The organism is Chitinophaga sp., assembly GCF_035564935.1.
Classification (GTDB): domain Bacteria; phylum Bacteroidota; class Bacteroidia; order Chitinophagales; family Chitinophagaceae; genus Chitinophaga.
Map to the genome: position 1 here is coordinate 1 of NZ_DATMTE010001107.1, position 3656 is coordinate 3656.

The 3656-nt window shown below is 46.6% G+C and carries 5 protein-coding genes; 1 reads left to right on the plus strand and 4 read right to left on the minus strand.

The window, feature by feature from the left end:
* On the minus strand, window positions 1-561 hold a 561-nt coding region (locus VN105_RS28630; RefSeq protein WP_325646723.1), incomplete at its 3' end, for an isoprenylcysteine carboxylmethyltransferase family protein.
* Window positions 562-650: 89 nt separating this feature from the next.
* Here VN105_RS28630 and trxA point away from each other — a divergent pair.
* On the plus strand, window positions 651-947 hold the full coding sequence (gene trxA / locus VN105_RS28635; protein ID WP_325646725.1) for a thioredoxin: 297 nt from the start codon (window positions 651-653) through the stop codon (window positions 945-947).
* A 35-nt stretch (window positions 948-982) separates the two neighbouring features.
* Here the strand turns inward: trxA and VN105_RS28640 are convergent, their stop codons facing one another.
* The 3 genes from VN105_RS28640 to accD all read right to left on the minus strand — a co-directional run bounded on the left by VN105_RS28640 (window position 983) and on the right by accD (window position 3567).
* Entirely contained in the window at window positions 983-2134 is a 1152-nt protein-coding gene (locus VN105_RS28640) for a hypothetical protein (protein ID WP_325646727.1), read from the minus strand.
* A gap of 46 nt (window positions 2135-2180) precedes the next feature.
* The gene (smpB, locus tag VN105_RS28645) at window positions 2181-2618 is read right to left on the minus strand and encodes an SsrA-binding protein SmpB (protein ID WP_325646729.1); all 438 of its coding nucleotides are present in this window, start codon (window positions 2616-2618) and stop codon (window positions 2181-2183) included.
* 100 nt (window positions 2619-2718) lie between these two features.
* Window positions 2719-3567, minus strand: a complete 849-nt coding sequence (accD, locus tag VN105_RS28650; protein WP_325646731.1) for an acetyl-CoA carboxylase, carboxyltransferase subunit beta — start codon at window positions 3565-3567, stop codon at window positions 2719-2721.
* Window positions 3568-3656: the final 89 nt, after the last annotated feature.

Genomic DNA, 3656 nt, shown 5'->3' on the forward strand with positions numbered 1-3656 from the left:
ATAAATCCAGGGGATAATGCGGCTGGTGTGCTTCATGTAATCAGTATATTCTTCACCAAACTGCGAGCGCAATACTTTTTCCTCTACATTCATCCGGTAAACAAACGCCGCAAATACCGGGACGAATACAATGGCCAATCCCAGCCAGCTGTTCAGCGATAGCCCGAATCCCAGGAAAGACAACAGGGAACCGGCATAGGAGGGATGGCGCAATACGCTGTACAAGCCGTCTTTTTTGATGTGGTGGTCTTTCCGGATGGTCACATTCACCGTAAACAACCGGCCCAGCTGTGCAATAGCTACAAACCGCAGCAGCATTCCCAGCAGTATAACGCTGAGCCCTATACGATTCATGTCCGGCCCCGGGAGGATATAGTAACCCGTTTTTGCGGCTACTATCACGGAAACGTTGATGAATACAATAATCACGATCCAGATAAAAGCAAGGCTTCCCTGGTCCTGTTTTTTCCTGTCGTCCGCGCCTGTGCCGCGAAGAATGCGGTGCAGCAATATCTCAGAGAGGAACCACGCGAAATAAATAATGGTGGATAGCAAGTTCATAGATAAGACGGAGTTATATGTGTAATATATGTTATGTTTTTCGCTTTTCAAAAAGTCCGTAATTTGTGGATGGAATTAAAACATGTGCTATGGAAAACCTGCAGGCGATACTCGCTTCTTCCACACCCGTACTGATTGATTGTTTTGCCACCTGGTGCGGTCCCTGCCAGATGGTACCTCCCATCCTGAAAGAGGTAAAAGATAAAATGGGAGAAAAGATCCGGATCATCAAAATAGATATAGACAAAAATCAGCAGCTGGCCGCGCAATGGCAGATCAGTAGTGTGCCTACCTTGCTGCTTTTCCGCGAGGGGAAACTGATATGGCGGCAGAGCGGGGTAGTACCTGCGCATCAGCTGATACCGTTGCTGCAACAGAAGATATAAGAAAAACCCCCGGGATTTCCGGAGGCTTTTCTTAGTTATATCCTGTTATAAAAACTCTGCAGATCCCTCGCCAGTACATCATAAATAGGCCGCGTAAATTCCATGAACAGATCAGTAGGCGGTGGTGGCGGCATATCCCGTCCGCCCATCAGCTGTTTATCTTCATCGCTTAACGCTCTTTCATCTCCCTTAAACGTACCAAACTGGTTCAGCCAGGTATAGCTGCCGGGAATGCGGTCGGTTCGCAGCAATTGCCCGTTGGAGGTATTGGTAATGCGGTAGTCCAGCAGTCCTTTTGATACCACCGTTTTTTTGGTGATATACAATGTTGCTTTTACTGTTTTATAGATATTGGATTCCTTGCCGGTCGAATCTTTGGTGGTACCCACTACAATTTCCTTTGAAACGTCGCGTTCGATGCGGTCTACATAAGTTTGCCCCACTACGAAATCAAAAAAGCGCAGCTCAATATATTCATCGGGACGAAGGTTTTCGTTGCGCGCCACCCTTTCATCATAGAACTGTACAAACTGGTTGATATTCCGTTGCTGCAGGCTGCGTACCAGGTAATCGCGGAACTGGTCGGCGCTGAACTGGTAATAAGGGGAGCGTACTTCAATTTCACTCACTACCACGTTGATCACGCCCATCTGGTAGGCCTCGTCCCGGCGTTGTTTGGCATCGCGGTAATTGGGGATGAGCTTAAGTGCGGCGCCAAATTCATCATAGGCCTGTCGCGCACTGGCTTTATCGCCCTGGTTCAGTAAAGATATGCCGCGGTCGTATCGCATTTCCGCAGCGTTTTCCTGGGCGCCTGTAATGGCATCCCTGTAATCCTTCGGCTGTACCAGTTTCAGGGCCGCAGGGGAGCTGTGAATGGCGTTATAAAGGGTTTGCATGGCCCTGTATTCATTCCGTATACTTTCCCACTTGAGTTCGTTATTGGAACGGAGATATGCGCTGACCCTGTCTTCCCGCACCAATTGCGCCTGTTTATAGGCGTCTGGCAGCAGCCGTGTGGCAGTAGCGTCCTGGGGTTTGCGTTGCAGTTTTTTCACAAAAGCGGTAACGGCGTCGTCGTACCGGCCTTTGTTGAATAATTTTTCGCCTGATTTACAGGAAAGGATAAAGGTGTAGAGAAAGATGGCGGTAATGCTCAGTAACTGCCTGAATATTAGCTTTTTCAATGGGGAACTGTTTTATAAGGATATGCGTTGCCTGCCGGCGTTCTGTTTATTTAAACTGTCTTCTCAGCTCCCTGTCGGCTTCCCTTGCTTTGATAGAGTCGCGTTTATCATGCAGCTTTTTACCCTTACCGATACCGATCTCCATTTTTGCCAGGCTTTTATCGGTAATGAATATACGAAGTGGTACAATGGTATAGCCGCGTTCCTTGATCTTGTTTTCCATTTTTCTCAGTTCCCGTTTGGTGAGCAGCAGCTTACGCTCACGCAGGGGATCATGATTGGAGGAAGTTCCGTGCGAGTATTCTGCAATATGCAGGCTTCTCACGTATAATTCTCCCTTTGAAAAATAGCAGAAGGAATCGTTAAAGCTCACCTTACCCGCACGGATCGACTTGATCTCCGTACCAAGCAACACCATTCCTGCAATGAATTTATCTTCTATTGCGTACTCAAAATATGCCGATCTGTTCTTTAATTCTGCCATTTGTACTTTAATATGAGGGGTTAGTTTTTAGCCTTCAACGGTTGGCAGATACAGGAGTATTCCTGCAATTGCCAACCGTTGAAGGCTAAAAGCTGTCTTCTTAATTTTTGAAGATGGTAAGCAAACTTGCCAACCTCGTCTTCAGTTCTTTTCTATCCATGATGAAATCCAGGAAACCGTGCTCCAACAGAAATTCGGCGCTCTGGAAACCAGCAGGTAAATCTTTCTTGATGGTTTCTTTGATGATCCTTGGACCGGCAAACCCGATCAGGGCGCCAGGCTCAGCAATGTTAAGGTCGCCCAGCATTGCATAGGACGCGGTTACACCACCGGTGGTAGGATCGGTCATCAGGGAAATGTAGGGCAGCCTTGCATCAGCCAGCTGTGTGAGCTTGGCGGATGTTTTAGCCATCTGCATCAGGGAAAAGGCACTCTCCATCATGCGGGCGCCACCAGATTTGGAGATGATCATCAGCGGCATCTTATGTATAATACAGTAATCGATGGAACGGGCAATCTTTTCACCAACAACAGAACCCATAGAACCACCAATAAAGTTAAAATCCATACAAGCCACTACAAGATCGTTGCCCAGCACCTTACCTGTACCTACCGTCATCGCATCTTTCAGCCCGGATTTTTTCTGCGCATCCTTTAGCCTGTCGGCATAGGGTTTCAGATCTTTAAAGCCCAGGAAGTCGGTCGGGTATATATTTGGGAACAGTTCCTCGAACTGGTTGTTATCAAAAATGATCTCAAAATACTCGGCAGAGTTAATGCGGTTGTGATAATTACACTTATCGCAAACATAATAGTGCTCCTTCAGATCCTTTACGGTGGTGGTTTTCTTACAGTTAGGACACTTGTGCCACAAACCATCCGGTGCTTCTTTCTTTTCACTGGTGGTGGTAGAGATGCCTTGTTTAATTCGCTTAAACCAGCTTGACATATTTTACTATTAGATTAGAAAATAGTGGTGCAAGATACGAATTATCGCATAAAGCCAAAAACATATAGGGAAAAGTATAAAGTTTAAAT